This window comes from Kitasatospora sp. NBC_01300 (genome assembly GCF_041435235.1).
Classification (GTDB): Bacteria; Actinomycetota; Actinomycetes; order Streptomycetales; family Streptomycetaceae; genus Kitasatospora.
Window position 1 is genome coordinate 6,195,657 of sequence record NZ_CP108408.1, and the last position, 15,637, is coordinate 6,211,293.

Here is a 15,637-nt window from a genome sequence, read left to right on the forward strand (position 1 = left end):
GACCCACGGACCCAGCAGCTCCGGACCAGTCCGATGACGGCCAGGACGCAATCACTTCGAGGGCAAACGGGTGGACCTCGCGTACGAGGGCGTTCGGCGGGCGCCGCTCCGGGCGGCATGCCGCCTACCGTGGACAACAGGCGTGTTCCCCGGAGTTCGGCCTGTGCGCTGGCCGTGCGTGGACGAGACGGCGAAGGAGTCCGCGATGGCCACTTCGAAGCAGCCCGGGGCCTCTCCAGGGCCGCCGGCGGCTCAGGGCCCCTGCGACTACGACGGAACGTCACCCTTCCCCCGGGATGAGCAGGCAGTCGGGCCGGGGGCGCCGAGGTGGTGGCAGTTGGCGCCGGTCGCGGTGATCGTGGCGTTCCCGTTCCTGGCGCTGGCCCTCGCGGGATGGGTGCTGTGGGGACGCCTGATCGGACCGGCGGACGTGACGCTCGCCCTGGTGCTGTACGTCGTCACCGGACTGGGCGTGACGGTGGGCTTCCACCGTGGCCTGGCCCATCGCGGCTTCACCCCCCGTCCCGGCGTGGGTGTGGCGCTGGCGGTGGCGGGGTCGACGAGCTTCCAAGGGAATGTGATCGCGTGGGTGGCCACCCACCGCCGCCACCACGCGTTCACCGACCGCCCCGGGGACCCGCACTCGCCGTTTCGCTACGGCACCAGCCTGCGCGGCCAACTGCGCGGCCTGGCCCACGCCCACGTGGGCTGGCTGTTCGCCGGCACGGTCACCTCAGCCGAGCGCTACGCCCCCGACTTGCTTGCGGACCGGCGCATGCGCGCCGTTTCGCGCGCTTTCCCCGTGCTCTGCGCCGTCTCGCTCGCGCTGCCCTTCGGTGCGGGCTGGCTGATCGGCACCACCCTGCACGACGCGCTGACCGCTCTGCTGTGGGGCGGGCTGGTGCGCGTCGCTCTCCTCCAGCACGTGACGTGGAGCGTCAACTCCCTGTGCCACATGATCGGGAACCGGCCGTTCCGCACCCGCCGCTACGACCGCGCGACCAACCTGTGGCCCCTCGCCCTGCTGTCCTTCGGAGAGAGCTGGCACAACACGCACCACGCGCACCCCACCTGCGCGCGCCACGGCGTCGACCGCCGTCAGCTCGACCCCTCCGCCGCCGCCATCCGCCTGCTGGAACGCGTCGGCTGGATCACCGACGTGCACTGGCCCGTCGCCTCCCGCCTGCACACCCGGCGACACTGAGCCGTACAGGCCCCCTTTGCGGACACGTACCGCGGGATGGTCACCGCGGAGGCCGGGTCGCCAGGTCACGACGCAGGCCACCGCACCACCCCGGCCACCTACGACGGATCCGCAGGACGCGCGGAGAACTCGCACAGATCCCCCGGACGGCCACATCGAGCTCGTGTAGCTGAGCAGGACCGGCGCGCAGGCATCCCGAAGAACGAGGCCCACGGCTGGATACGCCCCCTGACGCCTACACCCCCAAGCCCGGGCCCGGCCGTGGGCCGCTGAAGAAGACCGCTACGTACCCGGGAACAACCTGGAGAGCACGGGTGATCGGGGCGAGGATCGGGAGCGTGCACAGCTGCGACCTGGACGCACACGCCCTCAACGCTTACACGCAGGTCTGCCGGAGCGGTCACTCCGGCAGACAAACGGGTGAGGACGGGATCAGTGCGCCGTGGCCGGGAAGCGTTCCCAGACCCTGTGTGTCCCGAGTTGCTCCGCCAGTGCCGCAACGGCGTCGGCGCCGTCGGTTTCGCTGGACACACCGGGTGCCTGCGGGTCGACTCCTGCCGCCGCCCACAGGGCGCGGGCGTCCGCCAGGCCGGCGATCGGCTTGGCGTGCCGGTAGGCCTCGTTGACCAGCAAGGCGACTCGGGAGTCCAGCGCGGGCCGATTGGCTGCGACGGCACCGGACTTGGCGTCCCGGACCCCGCGGTCGTCGGCGCCCGGCGCGGGAACGGCAGCCACCAGGAGGGCGTCGAACTCGACGGACCGGGCGGCGGCGAAGGTCCGCTGCACGGCAAGGTCGTCGGACAGCGGCGCTCCGGTGGGCGCGATGACCAGCGGCAGCAGTCCCGCGCTCAGGGCGGCTTCACGGATCCCGCGCACCGCGCCGACGTCGCTGCCGGGGTCGGCGACGATGCCGAGGACGCGGCCGGTGGCCGGCCACCGCTGCCCGAGCTGGGACAGGGCGGGGCTGGGGGCGATGTCGGCGCGGCCCGTGGTGGTGGCCTGGGGGGCGGGCAGGCCCAGCCCGGCGGCGACCTCCTGGCAGAGCGTGTCGTCGACCTGCGCCAGGACGGTCAGGACCCGTTCCTTGATCGCCTGTTCGTACACCTTGGAGAGTTCGAAGGTGTAGGCGGCGATGACGTGTTCGCGCTCCACCGGGCTCAGACTGAGCCAGAACAGGCGGGGCTGGCTGAAGTGGTCGGCGAACGAGGCGGGCGCCGCCCGGACCTTGGCCGAGGCCGCGACGGGGGTGGGGAACTCGACGAAGGCGTGGTCGTCCGGGCCGGCGAAGAACGGGCAGCCGCCGTCCAGCGAGTTCGGCTTGTACGGGGCGACGCCACTGTGGACGGCGTCCTGGTGGAAGCCGTCGCGCAGCATGTCGTTGACGGGGGCGTGGGTGCGGTTGATCGGGATCTGGGCGAAGTTCGGGCCGCCCAGGCGCGTGATCTGGGTGTCGAGGTAGGAGAAGAGCCGCCCGGCCAGCAGCGGGTCGTCGGTGATGTCGATGCCTGGGACGAGGTGGCCGGGGTGGAAGGCGACCTGCTCGGTCTCCGCGAAGTAGTTGACCGGGTTGGCGTTCAGCGTCAGCAGCCCGATCGGCTGCACCGGCGCGAGCTCCTCGGGGACGATCTTCGTCGGGTCGAGCAGGTCGATCCCCTCGAACGTCTGCTCCGGTGTGTCGGGGAAGGCCTGGATGCCGAGTTCCCACTGTGGGAAGTTCCCGGCCTCGATGGCATCAGCCAGGTCGCGCCGGTGGAAGTCCGGGTCCATACCGCCGATCAGCTGCGCCTCCTCCCACACCAGGGAGTGCACGCCCGCCTTCGGCTTCCAGTGGAACTTCACCAGCACGGTGGTGCCCTCGGCGTTGACCAGGCGGAAGGTGTGGATTCCGAAGCCCTCCATCATCCGGAAGGAGCGCGGGATGGCCCGGTCGGACATGTTCCAGATGGTGTGGTGCGTGGCCTCGGTGTGCAGCGAGACGAAGTCCCAGAACGTGTCGTGGGCGGACTGCGCCTGGGGGATCTCCCGGTCCGGGTGGGGCTTGCCGGCGTGGATCACGTCGGGGAACTTGATGGCGTCCTGGATGAAGAACACCGGGATGTTGTTGCCGACCAGGTCGAAGACGCCCTCTGTGGTGTAGAACTTCGTCGCGAAGCCCCGGGTGTCGCGGACGGTGTCGGCCGAGCCGCGCGAGCCCAGCACGGTGGAGAACCGGACGAACACCGGCGTCTCCACATCCTCCTTCAGGAACGCGGCCTTCGAGACGGCGGAGGCGGTGCCGTAGCCGCGGAACACCCCGTGAGCCGCGGCGCCGCGGGCGTGTACGACCCGCTCCGGGATCCGCTCGTGGTCGAAGTGGGTGATCTTCTCGCGCAGGTGGTGGTCCTGGAGCAGGACCGGGCCGCGCGGACCGGCCTTCAGCGAGTGGTCCGAGTCCGGGAGCCGCGCGCCCTGCGCGGTGGTCAGGTATCCGCCGCTCTGCGACCGCACGTCCGCGGGCGCGCCGGTGTCACGGCCGGTGGGCGACAGCGGCAGGGGCGCCTGCTGGTCCGGCTTCGGGGGCAGCGGAGCCCTCGGCTCGGCGGGCTCCGCCACCTGCGGTGGTCTGCTGCCGGGCGCACCGGGCACCCTGGCCGACGGCCGCCTGTCGTCGTGCACGGTTTCTGCGACGGCGTCGACGATCTTCTTCACGGGGCCCGTCCTGTCGTCCATCTGTCCTCCGGCGTTGGCGTCGAGCCTCAGGGCCCGATCTGCCGGACCGGCGCCCACGGGCGTACTGGTGCTGTACGAACGACTATCCCGACGGGCAACGCCCTGCCCGGCGCGACACTCCCGGCCCCGGCGAAGTACGGTCCGGCTGCGGCACCTTCGCCACCCACCATCTCCCGCTCGGCGCGCGCCGAGAGCGTGCGAGATGTCCCAGAAGAAGCAGGACGGTCCCGTGAAGGTGCTCTTCAAACCCTGAGCACCGCCACGTCCGCGCCGGAGCCGCCAGCCATAGCCCCGCCCCCCCCCGGGGCAACATCCTGCAGCACGGGCGAGGCCCGCACCCGGCGGGTCCTGGCCGGCTGCCACGCCCACGGACCTGCGGCTCCCGCGCACGTCGGGAGCCGCAACCGGGAGGGATCAGCCGGGGGCGGATCAGCTGTGGTGGCCGCCGTAGTACCGGCCGACCTGGTCACGGTAGCCGCTGTCGCCGCGGTGCTTGTCCTGGTCGTACTCGGGCGCGTTCTTGATCTGCTCCTTGGTCCGGTTGACGTTGACCTTCTCTTCCTTCATGTCCACGCGCACAACGGTTCCGGCGGGCAGCAGGACGTGCTTGCCGAAGATCCACGGACCGGTGTCGACCACGATGTAGGCGGAGCCGACCTCCTCGGTGGCCTCGTCGACCTTGCCGATATGGCCGTCAGTCGCCTCGACCTTGAAGCCGACCAGGCTCACGCCGGGCGTGTAGTGAGACTCGGGGTTGTAGCTCCACATGTCGGTCACGGAGATTCCTCTTCTCTGGATAGGCTGCGGGGATCTACGTTGCACCGGGCGGTCAGGTACCCGGGAAGCCGTTGCGGCCGTCATGACCGCCCGTGCCTGCCTCGTCGAGCCAGTGCTCGCCCTGGGCGAGTTGACGGAAGCCGTCGCGCCGGCCGACCAGCAGGATGACCACTACGACACGGTCGCCCTCGGCGCGCTCGGCCGGCGGGGTGGGCGCCGGGCTGCCGGCTGTTGACGTCGCCGACCACGCCGACCTCCCCGGCCGGGCAGCCGCGGGCAGGACGAACGCGACCTCGGTGCGGTCCAGGCATCGCATGCGCTCCACCATGGACCGTCAGCTCCTCACTCGGGGAAACGTCAACGCGATCATCGCGCGCCAAGGCACCGCTGACCACGCGGCACCGCGCACCCGGCTACCGCTGTCACCCGCACAGCCGCCCAGGGCTCCTTCCCGCCGGCCGGCGAGCGGCCCACCAGGCCACGCCCGGTGGGCCCCGGTCGTTGCCGCACCACCGCATCCGGTGCGCCTCGCGTCACGGCAGCGGGACCGTGTGGAGGCAGGAGTGGCGTCCTGGTCCCGACGCGACGCCCGCTCGTCCCCCGCCGCTCAGGCCGCCAGCCGCGTGAGCCGGTGCCAAGGGCTGCGGGCCGTCCACCGGGCCGGCTCGGGTGGCGTTGGGTACCGTGATTTGTGGGGCCGAGGCGGCGAGGGAGCGAGGATGGCTGACGCGATCGTGATCGGCGCCGGACCGAACGGCCTGGTGGCAGCCAACGTACTGGCCGACGCAGGCTGGCAGGTCGAGGTCCTCGAAGCGCAGCCCCAGCCCGGCGGAGCCGTCCGCAGCAACCGCGCCCTCGACCCCGCCTACATCAACGATCTGTTCAGCTCCTTCTACCCCCTGGCCAAGGCATCGCCCGCCATCGCGGCTCTGCAACTGGAGCAGCACGGACTGGCGTGGAGCCACGCCCCCACCGTCCTCGCACACCCCCTCGCGGACGGCCGCTGCGCAACCCTCCACCGCGGCCCCACCGCCACGCGCGACCACTTGGAGACCGCCTTCGGGGCCCCCGACGCGGCTGCGTGGGAACGGCTGACCGCGCTGTGGCAGACCCTGCACCCGCACCTACTGCGCAGCCTCTTCACCCCGTTCCCACCGATCAAGCCGACCGCCGTGATGGCAGCCAGACTCCGGCCGGCCGGCCTCATACGGACCGCGCGCTTCATGACCCTGCCGGTCCGCAGGCTGGCGGAGGAAGAGTTCACCCAGCCGGGTGCCGGCCTGCTCCTGGCCGGCTGCGCCCTGCACGCCGACCTCCTCCCGGAGGCGCCCGGCAGCGCGGCGTTCGGCTGGCTGATGGCGATGCTCGGGCAGCAGGTCGGCTGGCCCGTGCCGGTCGGTGGCTCCACCAGCCTCACCCACGCCCTCGTGCGCCGGTTGGAATCACGCGGCGGCCGGGTGCGGTGCGGCCAGCGTGTCGAGGAGGTGATCGTGCGCGGCGGCAAGGCACTGGGTGTGCGCACCGCGGACGGCCAGTGCTACCGCGCCCGCCGAGCCGTGCTCGCGGCCGTCGCCGCCACCGCTCTCTACGGCAAGCTCATCGACTGGAACCACCTCCCGCCGAGGCTGCGCCAGGACCTGCGCCGCTTCCAGTGGGACTTCTCCACCTTCAAGGTCGACTGGGCGCTGTCGGGCCCCATCCCGTGGACGGCGGCACAGGCGGCGGACGCCGGCACCGTCCACCTCGGAGCGGACCTGGACGAGCTCAGTGACTACGCCCATCAGGTGACCACCGGCCGTCTTCCCCGCCGCCCCTTCGCGCTGCTGGGGCAGATGACCACGGCCGACAGCTCCCGGTCACCAGCCGGAACGCAGTCGGCCTGGGCCTACACCCACGTCCCGCAGAAGATCGCCGACGACCTCGGCGGCGATGCCATCACCGGAAGGTGGGACGCGCGCGAGAGCGAGGCGATGGCGGAGCGACTGGAACGCCAGGTGGAGCGGTTCGCCCCCGGCTTCCGGGAACTGGTCACCGCCAGGCGGATCCTGTCCCCGCCCGTGCTCCAAGACCTGGACGAGAACCTCGTGGGCGGCGCGGTGAACGGCGGTACCACCGCCATCTACCAGCAGTTCGTCTTCCGGCCCACCCCGGGCACCGGCAGGCCCGAGGGCCCGATCGAGCGCCTCTACCTCGCCTCCTCCTCCGCCCACCCCGGCGGCGGCGTGCACGGCGCGTGCGGGGCCAACGCCGCACGGGCCGCACTGCGTTCCCACCGTCTGCTGGCCGGGCGGATCCTGTCACCAGGTCTCAGTGCAGCCCAGCGGTTGCTCGGCGGGAACCCGGAACGCGGGTGACGACTACGCGAGAGGGACAGCGCACATGGCACAACGTCAGCAGCTGATCGAATGCCCACCCAGCCAGGTATGGGACATCCTGGCGGACGGAGACCGCTACGCCGAGTGGGTGGTGGGCACCAAGGAGATCCTCCACGCCGACAGCCACTGGCCCACGGTCGGCGCCGCACTGCGCTTTCGCGGGGGACTGGGACCGCTGACCTTCGAGGACACCTGCGAGGTCCGGATCTGCGAGGCCCGGCGACGGCTGGAACTGGAGGCCAAAGCCGAACCGTTCGGCACCGCCAGGATCGCCTTCACCCTCATTCCCTGGGCCGACCACACTCTCGTCATCCTCGACGAACACCCGCTGCGCGGGCTCGGAGCCCGTCTTCACGGACCACCGATCGAGCTGGCCCTGCACCTTCGCAACCGCCACCTGCTCACCAACCTGGCCCGCAACGCCACCCGCGGACAGTAGGCAGCCGCAGCGCGGGCCTGCGGATCTCGCGCATCGGGATCCGGCGAGGAGTCCGCAGACCTCGGCAACCGCGGTCACAACGACAAGCCCGGCACGGCAACGCAAACCGACCAAGGCATGGACCCCGGCCGCCCGGCCCGGCGCGTACGCCGGCGACCCCGCAACCGCCGTCCTCGGGGAATCGGCGCCGTCGCCGGCCGGACACCGGCTCCTTCTCGAAGGCCAGCAGGATGAAGGGAGCCCCGGAAGCAGGCGTCCTCGAGGATTGCCGTGACGAATCGGGCGGCGAGGGGTGCCAGCCGCGGGTGCTGGTGATCACGGTGTGGCCGCCGCGGAGCACGGCGATGAAGCGTACGTCGGATCCGGCACGCTGGGCCCTGGCAGCGAATGAATGGGACTTGCCTGCGCTGGCGACGCGGTCCGCACGGCGTGCAGGACGACGAGCCGTTTACCCCGCAGGTGTTCCACGGGGTTGCCGGGTTCGCACCAGGGTGCCGACACGACCGCGCCCAGGACCTGGAGCGGCCTGCGGCTGCGAGCGGCACCCGGTTGCCCGATTGCCCCCGGAGCGGCCGAGTTCGTTGCCACCCTGGCCGGACTCGGGGCTGCGGAGGACGGGGTGCCCGTGCAGGCCACGAAGAACCAGGTGATGCCCACACTGGCGACGCTGCGGCAAGAGGCGCCTTGCACCGCGCCCGCTCGTCTGCTCGCCCGCGCCGCCGGGCTCCAACAGGGGCACAACCTTGCTGACTTCCTCACCGCGCTCGACGCCCGCACCGACACCGCGACCACCGCGCAGGGGCCGGCACCGGCGCGGTGGTCTGGTCACACAGCCGAGGCCAGGCCGGCTTCCTCGCCTCCGGCATACCCGCACCCGCCGCCGGATCCCCTACCAGTCTGGTTCAACGACTCCGGGACCATGCGCCCTGCGGGGCTGCGCTCCCGCAGGGAACGGCGTCCTCCTGAAGCCCGGGCCGCTGGACGGAGCCACCGGCACCGGTCTGACGGTAGACCGGCGGCGGCTCCGCGCACCCCACCGCAGCGCCGGGCTCAACCCGTAAGTCACCCCAGGCCGCAACGCCTGGACCGACCGTGGCCGCTTTTCGGTGCCACAGCAAGTACTCCCGTCCGACGCTGACAGTGGGCAGGCCGCGTACGGACCATCAGCGTTGCCAGGTTCCGTGAGCGTAGTCTCCGTCGTCTCGTCCAGTCGGACCACGAACCGCACAGGCGGCTCGGGGAACGGCTCCTACTCGGTGGCACTGGGCACCTTGAGCGGGTCGCGGGTGGCGGTCTTCTTCGCCTCCTCCAGCTGGTCGCCGAGGTGCTGAAGGCGGTTGCGCCCCATGGCCTTGCGGACTTCGGGGAACCAGTCCTTCTCCTCCTCCTCGACATGGTGGCGCACGTTCTCCATGAGCACCGTCATCTTTGCGTCGAACCGCTCGTCCTCCGGGTCCAGGCCGGACAGTTCGGAGAGCATCCACACCACCACGTGGTGCTCCTCGATACTCTCCAGCACGTGGTCCTTCGTCTCAGGTGCGGCCTCACGGGCCGCCGGGTAGAAGACCTTCTCCTCGATGACCGCGTGCACCGTCAGCTCCTCGATCACCCGGTCTGCGATCCTGCGCTTCTCCGCGAAGGCCCGGTCGCCTGCCTTTTCGAAGGCCTTGAACAGCTTCTCGACGGTCTTGTGATCTTCCTTCAACAGCACGATCGCGTCCATGCACGCATCCTTCGCTGGGCGGGTGGCCGGTGGTCGCTCGGACGCGTACCCGACGGCCCGGGGTGCACGCGGACGCGCCGAACAGACCACCCGCATGCCGCAGCCCGCCGCGCGAACCGGCTCGCGTACGGCCAGACTCGCCCCCGTGAACCACCCAGCAGCCCAGGGAGCACCCGCCGTGATGAGTGACCAGCCCGCGCCGCAGGACCCGACCGAACAGCACCCGAAGCCGCCGTTCCCGGAACAGTCCCAGCCCCACCCCGGCACCGCTGACGAGATGACGCCCCGGCCGGACCACGGCGAGACCAGCTACCGCGGCACCGGCCGCCTGACCGGCCAGGTCGCGCTCATCACCGGCGGCGACTCCGGAATCGGGCGCGCCGTCGCGCTCGCCTTCGCCCGGGAAGGAGCCGACGTCGCCTTCTGCCACCTGCCCGAGGAACAGGCCGACGCCGAGGAGACAACCCGCCTGGTCGTCGACGCCGGCCGACCTGCCCTCGCCGTCGCGGGCGACTTGCGCGACGAGGACTTCTGCACCGACCTGGTGACACGCTGCACCGACATGTTCGGCCGCCTCGACATCCTCGTGAACAACGCCGCCTACCAGATGTCCCAGCCCGACGGACTTACCGCGATCACCACCGGGCAGTTCGACCGCGTCATGAGAACGAACCTGTACGGCATGTTCTTCACCACCCGTGCCGCCTTGCCCCACCTGCGCCCGGGCGCCTCCGTCATCAACACCGCCTCCGTCCAGGCCTACAAGCCCAGCCCTCACCTGCTCGACTACGCCATGACCAAGGCCGCGATCGTCGCCTTCACCCAGGGCCTCGCACTCCAGCTCGCCCCCGACGGCATCCGCGTCAACGCCGTCGCCCCCGGCCCGGTGTGGACGCCGCTGATCCCCGCCACCATGGACGAGGAGAAAGTTGCCCACTTTGGCGAGCAGTCCCCTCTCGGCCGCGCCGCCCAGCCCGCTGAAATGGCCCCCGCCTACGTCTTCCTCGCCTCCCAGGAGTCCTCCTACATCACCGCCGAGATCCTCAACGCCACCGGCGGTACACCCCTGCCCTGACCCCGCCCCGTGGAACGCTGTCACGGAGCACCCGGAAGCAGGCGAGCTCTTGACCGCAGCGCTGGCGTCGATCTGGAAGATGCAGGCGATGTCGGGGTTGGCCTTGAACATGGGGAACTCAACCGTCTCCCAGGTGTTGTCCGGTCGTACGGTGGTGCCTCGTACGACCCAGGTATTGAGGGAGTCGTGGCTGGCGAAATTCCTCTGAGGCGTAGTTTCAGATGTCGGCTGTGGCGGGGGCATCGGGATCGTAGTCAGGCATCGTGACGCCTGCGTCGGCCAGTAGAGCGTCCAGCGTCTTGCCGCCGGAAACCCGGTTCACCGAAGACGCGGGCCTGCTGGTCCTGGCGGACCCGCGGTGGCGGCTGGGCCGCTGGCTGCGGCGTGGCCGCGTGCTGAGTCGGGGCGCGGTTCGGCCGTTTCGACCCGGCGGAGCGGCGCGGCCCGGGCGGTTCGGGCGGACTGTCCACCCCGCTGGAGCAGCTGTTCGCGGTGGGCCCGCTCGGCGAGGGTGGGCTGACGCGGCTCCTCTGCCTGCGGTGAGGGCAGGCCAGTGCGGCCAGGGAGACGGCGTCCTCCTGGGCGTTGCGGATGGTGTCGGTGGCGGAGAGCTGGGCGCTGCCCTCGCGACTGGTGCGGTTCGGGTGCAGGACCCAGGCACATGGAGATCGCGCCGGGCAGCTGCACGGTGATCGCGGATCACCCGGCACTGCGGGGGACTGCCGAGGTCTGACAGCGGGCTCGGCCCGGCCTCGGCTCACCCGCCGCTGGGCCGTGACCGGGCATGGCGGCGTCCCGACGGTTTGGCGACGGAGAGCACGACGTTGGCGACGTACACCGACAGCGCGACGGTCGGGATGATCACCAGGTTGTAGCGGGTGAACCCGAGGTGCATGTCCGCGATGGTGCCGGTGGGGTGCTGGTCCACCAGGCGGGCCGCTTCGTGCAGCCGGGCGGTGAGTCCGAAGATCGAGGCGGCGGTGGCGGCCAGGGTGAGCCAGAACTTGACGGCGACCCAGCGGTACCTGAACAGGCGCCAGGGGGTGCCGAGTGCGAGGAGCAGTCCGGTCAGCAGGGAGAGCAGGCTCAGCGGGAGGACCAGCGCGTCGCCGAGGAGCGGCATCATCCGGTAGGCGCTGCGCAGGGTCTCCGCGCTGTCCGTCAGCAGCCCTGTCGCGCCGAGTGCGAGCAGGCAGAGCATCAGGCCCAGCCAGCTGACCGAGCTGATGATGTGCACGACCACCGCGCTCTTGCGGGCAGTCGGTGAGAGGCGGAAGTTCTTGGGCTGCCGGGTGCCCGGACGGGGCGTTGCCACGGAGGGCGCGGCGGGGGTGGTCATACGGGGTCCTTCGGGAGATGGCCAGGGGAGGGGGCCTGCGTCAGGCCCCCGTGGTGAGCGCCGTGGTCGCCGGCCGGTGGCTGCGGCCGGCCACCGGCGTCAGAGCATGATGCGCCCGCCGGCCACGTCGATCGTCAGACCGGTCAGCCAGGACGACGACTCGGACGCGAGGAAGAGCGCGGCGTGAGCGACATCGGCGGGCACTCCTGCGCGGCCCAGTGGGAACTGCCTGAGGATCAGCGGGAGCGTTTCGGCGGGTATGCGCTCCTCCTGGCTCTCCGTCATGATCAGGGAAGGGGCCAGGCAGTTGACCCGCACGCCGTACCGGCCCACCTCCTGTGCGATCTGGCGGGTGAACATCAGCACGCCTGCCTTGGCCGCCGCGTAGGAGGCGGCGGCACCGCCGGGAAGCCGCCCGGCGGTGGACGCCATGGTGATGATCGAACCACCGCCGCGCTCGATCATGTCGGGCAGGAAGGTCTGCACGGCCAGGAAGGTGGCGGTCAGGTTCAGGTCGACCACCGAGCGCCAGTGCTCCAGGCTCATCTGCTCGATCGGCACCGGGTCGCCGCCTCCGCCGACGAAGGCGCAGAGCACTTCGATCGGACCGACGGACTGCTGGGCCTGTGCACGCAGCCGTACGAGGTCGGCGGGATCGGTGCAGTCGGCCGTCATCGCGACCGCCGTTCCGCCTGCCGCGCGGATCTCGCCGACCGTCCGGTCGACGGCACTGCGGTCGCGGCCGACGACGGCTGCCTTGACACCGTTGGCGGCCAGGGCCTTTGCCGTCTCGGCCCCGATGCCCCGGGAACCTCCGGTGACGAGGGCGGCCTTACCCGCGAGATCGGGATAGGTGGGCAGTGGTGTGATCATCGGTGTGGCTCCGTGGATGCTCGGTTGACGGTGGGTCGGCCGGCGGTCGTTGTGGTGCCGCCCGTGCCGACCCCAGGAATCGTCGCCGCCGCGCCTGCACGCCGTCGTCGCCCGAGCGGCGGCCGTCGGGATACTCCCGCTGTCGTAGCGTTGCGGCCCGGTGGTACGACGCCGGGAGGCGGCCGAAGTACCAGGCGCAGGGCGGCTGCTGATACAGACCAAGGACAGTGCGCTTCTGGTGCTTCAGCCGTTGGTGCGACCCACGGCTGGAGCACCAGGCCTGTGTTGAGGGCGGCCGGTGATCCGGTACCTCCGCGGGCGTACGGCGGAGGCCTTCCTCCGGAGGACGCCCCGGCGAGGCCGGCGCGGTGAACTGGACCGCGCCGGACGTGGGCCTTCCAACCGGCGTCGTCCCTTGTCTGGAGGCTGTCGACCTTGTCGTCCTTCACCTCGCCCCGCCGGTCGTCCGCGGGAGCGCTCAGCGGCATCCTGTACGTGCTCCTCTTCGTGGCCAGTCTCGTCATCAGCGGCATCACCGCGCCCTCCGGGCCGTTCGCCACCCCGTACTCCAGCGACGACGTGGTGCGGAAGTACCTGCTCGCCGATCCGGCGGCGCTGCACCGCTCGCTCCAGGTGGGCGCCCTGTTCCAACTGCTCTCGGCGCTGGCGCTGCTGGCGTTCGTCCCCTGGCTCTCGGAGTTCGTGGGCCGCCACGGCACCCCGGTGCGGGCGGGTGTGGTCCGGGCGGCGGGCGGTGCGTCCGGGGTCCTGCTGGTGCTGTCCGCGAGCGCGGGGTGGGTCCTGTCGCTGCTGGGCACCGCCGCGGACCTGTCGGTGTCCCGCGCCCTCATGGACCTCGCCTTCATCACCGGCGCCGCACCCGCGATCGGTACGCTCGGCGTGGTCCTGTGGCAGGTGTCGCGCACCGCGCTGGTGAGCCGGGCGCTGCCCGCCTGGGTGGCCTGGTCCGGACTGGCCCTGTCCGTCGCGAGCGTGTCGTCCCTGCTCTCGCTGGTCGCCGAGCCGGCCACGCTGCTGATCCCGGTCGGACGTTACGTCGGCTTCCTCTGGTTCGTCGCGGTGAGCCTGACGCTGTGGCGTCGGGAAGGCGGCACCCCCTCCACGGGCCGGTCGCGTACTACGGCGGGAGTAGCCGCACCCGCACCCGCGAGCTGATGACCGGGTGTGGCGCGCCGCACTAGCCTTCCGGCATGAACGAGTTACGCCCGTCGTGGAAGCCGGCGTGGAACCGCTCCGGCCGGGCGGGCCCGCCCGTGCTCTCGTCGCTGGCCGTCGCCTGCTTCCAGATGGTGGGCACGGTCGGCGCAGGACACCGGCAGCCCGACCGCGTCCAACTCGACGCCCTCGGCTACGCGCTGCTCCTGCTCGGCCCCGCCGCGCTGCTGCTGCGCCGCCGCCACCCGGCGGCGGTCATGGTCGCCACCACGGCGGTCACCATCGGCTACCTGTTCGCCGGGTACCCGTACGGCCCGGTCTTCGTCAGCCTTGGTGTGGCGTTCTTCGCCGCGGTCCAGTGCGGGCGACGGCGGACGGCCTGGGCCTGCGGCGGCGCCTTCTACGTCGGTCAGCTACTGATGAGCTACGCGATTCCGCGCGACTGGCTGCGGGCCAGGAGCTGGCAGGCCAACGCCTGGCAGGAGTTGGGCGTCACGGCGGTGCTGCTGCTCGTCGCGACCGGCGCGGAACTGGCCCGGGTCCGCCGCGAGCAGTCCGCCGCCGCCAGGGCCGCCGCGGAGGAGGCACAGCGGCGCCGCGTCGACGAGGAGCGGCTGCGGATGGCCCGCGAGCTGCACGACATCCTGGCGCACAGCATCTCGTTGATCCACGTCCAGGCCGGGGTGGCGCTCGAACTCATCGACACCCGCCCGGAACAGGCCAGAAGCGCCCTGACGACGATCAAGGCCGCCAGCAAGGAGGCCCTGGGCGAGGTCCGGCAGGTCCTCGGCACGCTGCGCGGACCGGGGGCCGCCGCGCCGCGCACTCCCGCCCCCGGCCTGGACCGGCTGGACGAACTGGTCGACCAGGCCGGCCGGGCGGGCCTGACCGTCAGCGTCCGTTCCGAGGGCGTCCCCGGGGAGGTCCCGGCCGCCGTCCAGCGGGCCGCCTTCCGGATCGTCCAGGAAGCCCTGACCAATGTGATCCGCCACTCCGCCGCCCGGACGGCCACCGTGCTGCTCTCCCGGACGGCCGACGGCCTCACCGTGCAGATCGACGACCCGGGCCCGGTGGGCGGCGGCGACGCGGGGGGTTCGGGAGCCGGACTGATCGGGATGCGGGAGCGGGTCGCCGCCTTCGGGGGCGCTCTGGAGGCGGGTCCGCACGACGAGGGCTTCCGGGTCCGGGCCCGCTTGACGAGAGGTGACCGATGATCAGGGTGCTGCTGGTGGATGACCAGATGCTGGTCCGGGCCGGGTTCCGGGCGTTGCTCGACGCCCAGCCCGACATCGAGGTGGTCGGCGAGGCCGACGACGGCGAGCAGGCCCTGCGCCTCGCCGTCGAACTGCGTCCCGACGTGGTGCTGATGGACATCCGGATGCCCCGCCTCGACGGCCTGGAGGCCACCCGGCGGATCGGGGCCGACCCGGAGCTCGACGGGGTGCGGGTGGTCGTACTGACCACCTTCGAGCTCGACGAGTACGTGTTCGAGGCGCTGCGGTCCGGCGCGGCGGGGTTCCTCGTCAAGGACGCCGAGCCGGCCGAACTGCTCCGGGCGGTCCGGGTCGCTGCCGCAGGCGACGCGCTGCTCTCGCCGGGCGTCACCCGGCGCCTGATCGGAGAGTTCGCCGCCCGCTCGAAGGAGCCGCGGGCGGTCGGCCTCGAGATGCTCACCGAACGCGAACGCGAGGTGCTTGCCCTGGTCGGGCTCGGGCTCTCCAACGAGGACATCGCCCGCCGCCTGGTGGTCAGCCCGCTGACCGCCAAGACGCATGTCAGCCGTGCCATGGTCAAGCTCGGTGCTCGCGACCGCGCCCAACTGGTCGTCCTCGCCTACGAATCCGGCCTGGTCCGGCCCGGCTGGCTCGGGTGACGAGTGACAGATGACAGCGAACAGGTAACAGCGAACAGATAACAGATTTCGAAATCTGTTATCTGTTCGCTGTT

General features: G+C 71.6%; 13 protein-coding genes. 7 read left to right on the forward strand and 6 right to left on the reverse strand.

Annotated elements, in window-relative coordinates:
• The first annotated feature begins 205 nt into the window (after nt 1-205).
• The gene (locus OG556_RS27145; protein ID WP_371520456.1) at nt 206-1,204 is read left to right on the forward strand and encodes an acyl-CoA desaturase; all 999 of its coding nucleotides are present in this window, start codon (nt 206-208) and stop codon (nt 1,202-1,204) included.
• A gap of 432 nt (nt 1,205-1,636) precedes the next feature.
• Here OG556_RS27145 and OG556_RS27150 read toward each other — a convergent pair whose 3' ends face one another.
• The 3 genes from OG556_RS27150 to OG556_RS27160 all read right to left on the reverse strand — a co-directional run bounded on the left by OG556_RS27150 (nt 1,637) and on the right by OG556_RS27160 (nt 5,018).
• On the reverse strand, nt 1,637-3,913 hold the full coding sequence (locus tag OG556_RS27150; RefSeq protein WP_371520459.1) for a catalase: 2,277 nt from the start codon (nt 3,911-3,913) through the stop codon (nt 1,637-1,639).
• Nucleotides 3,914-4,342: 429 nt separating this feature from the next.
• Nucleotides 4,343-4,681 (reverse strand): PRC-barrel domain-containing protein, encoded by a 339-nt coding sequence (locus OG556_RS27155; protein ID WP_371522911.1) that lies wholly within the window; start codon nt 4,679-4,681, stop codon nt 4,343-4,345.
• A gap of 61 nt (nt 4,682-4,742) precedes the next feature.
• Complete coding sequence (locus tag OG556_RS27160) at nt 4,743-5,018, reverse strand: hypothetical protein (protein WP_371520462.1); 276 nt, start codon at nt 5,016-5,018, stop codon at nt 4,743-4,745.
• Between the two features lie 391 nt (nt 5,019-5,409).
• Between OG556_RS27160 and OG556_RS27165 the strand changes: the two genes are divergently transcribed.
• Nucleotides 5,410-7,044: a phytoene desaturase family protein gene (locus OG556_RS27165; protein ID WP_371520465.1), complete on the forward strand. Its 1,635-nt coding sequence runs from the start codon at nt 5,410-5,412 to the stop codon at nt 7,042-7,044.
• Nucleotides 7,045-7,069: 25 nt separating this feature from the next.
• Nucleotides 7,070-7,504 (forward strand): SRPBCC family protein, encoded by a 435-nt coding sequence (locus OG556_RS27170; protein WP_371520468.1) that lies wholly within the window; start codon nt 7,070-7,072, stop codon nt 7,502-7,504.
• A gap of 1,249 nt (nt 7,505-8,753) precedes the next feature.
• On the opposite strand, the gene OG556_RS27175 is transcribed toward OG556_RS27170, so the two are convergent.
• Complete coding sequence (locus tag OG556_RS27175) at nt 8,754-9,227, reverse strand: hemerythrin domain-containing protein (RefSeq protein WP_371520471.1); 474 nt, start codon at nt 9,225-9,227, stop codon at nt 8,754-8,756.
• A gap of 181 nt (nt 9,228-9,408) precedes the next feature.
• Between OG556_RS27175 and OG556_RS27180 the strand changes: the two genes are divergently transcribed.
• On the forward strand, nt 9,409-10,302 hold the full coding sequence (locus OG556_RS27180) for an SDR family oxidoreductase (protein ID WP_371520474.1): 894 nt from the start codon (nt 9,409-9,411) through the stop codon (nt 10,300-10,302).
• 757 nt (nt 10,303-11,059) lie between these two features.
• On the opposite strand, the gene OG556_RS27185 is transcribed toward OG556_RS27180, so the two are convergent.
• Together OG556_RS27185 and OG556_RS27190 are read right to left on the reverse strand one after the other, a co-directional pair.
• Nucleotides 11,060-11,641: a DUF2269 domain-containing protein gene (locus OG556_RS27185; protein WP_371520477.1), complete on the reverse strand. Its 582-nt coding sequence runs from the start codon at nt 11,639-11,641 to the stop codon at nt 11,060-11,062.
• 99 nt (nt 11,642-11,740) lie between these two features.
• The gene (locus OG556_RS27190) at nt 11,741-12,514 is read right to left on the reverse strand and encodes an SDR family NAD(P)-dependent oxidoreductase (protein ID WP_371520479.1); all 774 of its coding nucleotides are present in this window, start codon (nt 12,512-12,514) and stop codon (nt 11,741-11,743) included.
• A gap of 435 nt (nt 12,515-12,949) precedes the next feature.
• Between OG556_RS27190 and OG556_RS27195 the strand changes: the two genes are divergently transcribed.
• The 3 genes from OG556_RS27195 to OG556_RS27205 are packed head-to-tail and all read left to right on the forward strand — an operon-like array spanning nt 12,950 to nt 15,563.
• Nucleotides 12,950-13,690 carry a hypothetical protein gene (locus tag OG556_RS27195; RefSeq protein ID WP_371520481.1) on the forward strand — a complete coding sequence of 247 codons (741 nt, stop codon included), beginning with the start codon at nt 12,950-12,952 and terminating at the stop codon, nt 13,688-13,690.
• A 35-nt stretch (nt 13,691-13,725) separates the two neighbouring features.
• Nucleotides 13,726-14,904 (forward strand): sensor histidine kinase, encoded by a 1,179-nt coding sequence (locus tag OG556_RS27200; RefSeq protein ID WP_371520483.1) that lies wholly within the window; start codon nt 13,726-13,728, stop codon nt 14,902-14,904.
• Nucleotides 14,901-15,563: a response regulator gene (locus tag OG556_RS27205; protein WP_371520486.1), complete on the forward strand. Its 663-nt coding sequence runs from the start codon at nt 14,901-14,903 to the stop codon at nt 15,561-15,563. The genes OG556_RS27200 and OG556_RS27205 overlap by 4 nt, the downstream gene beginning before the upstream one ends.
• Nucleotides 15,564-15,637: the final 74 nt, after the last annotated feature.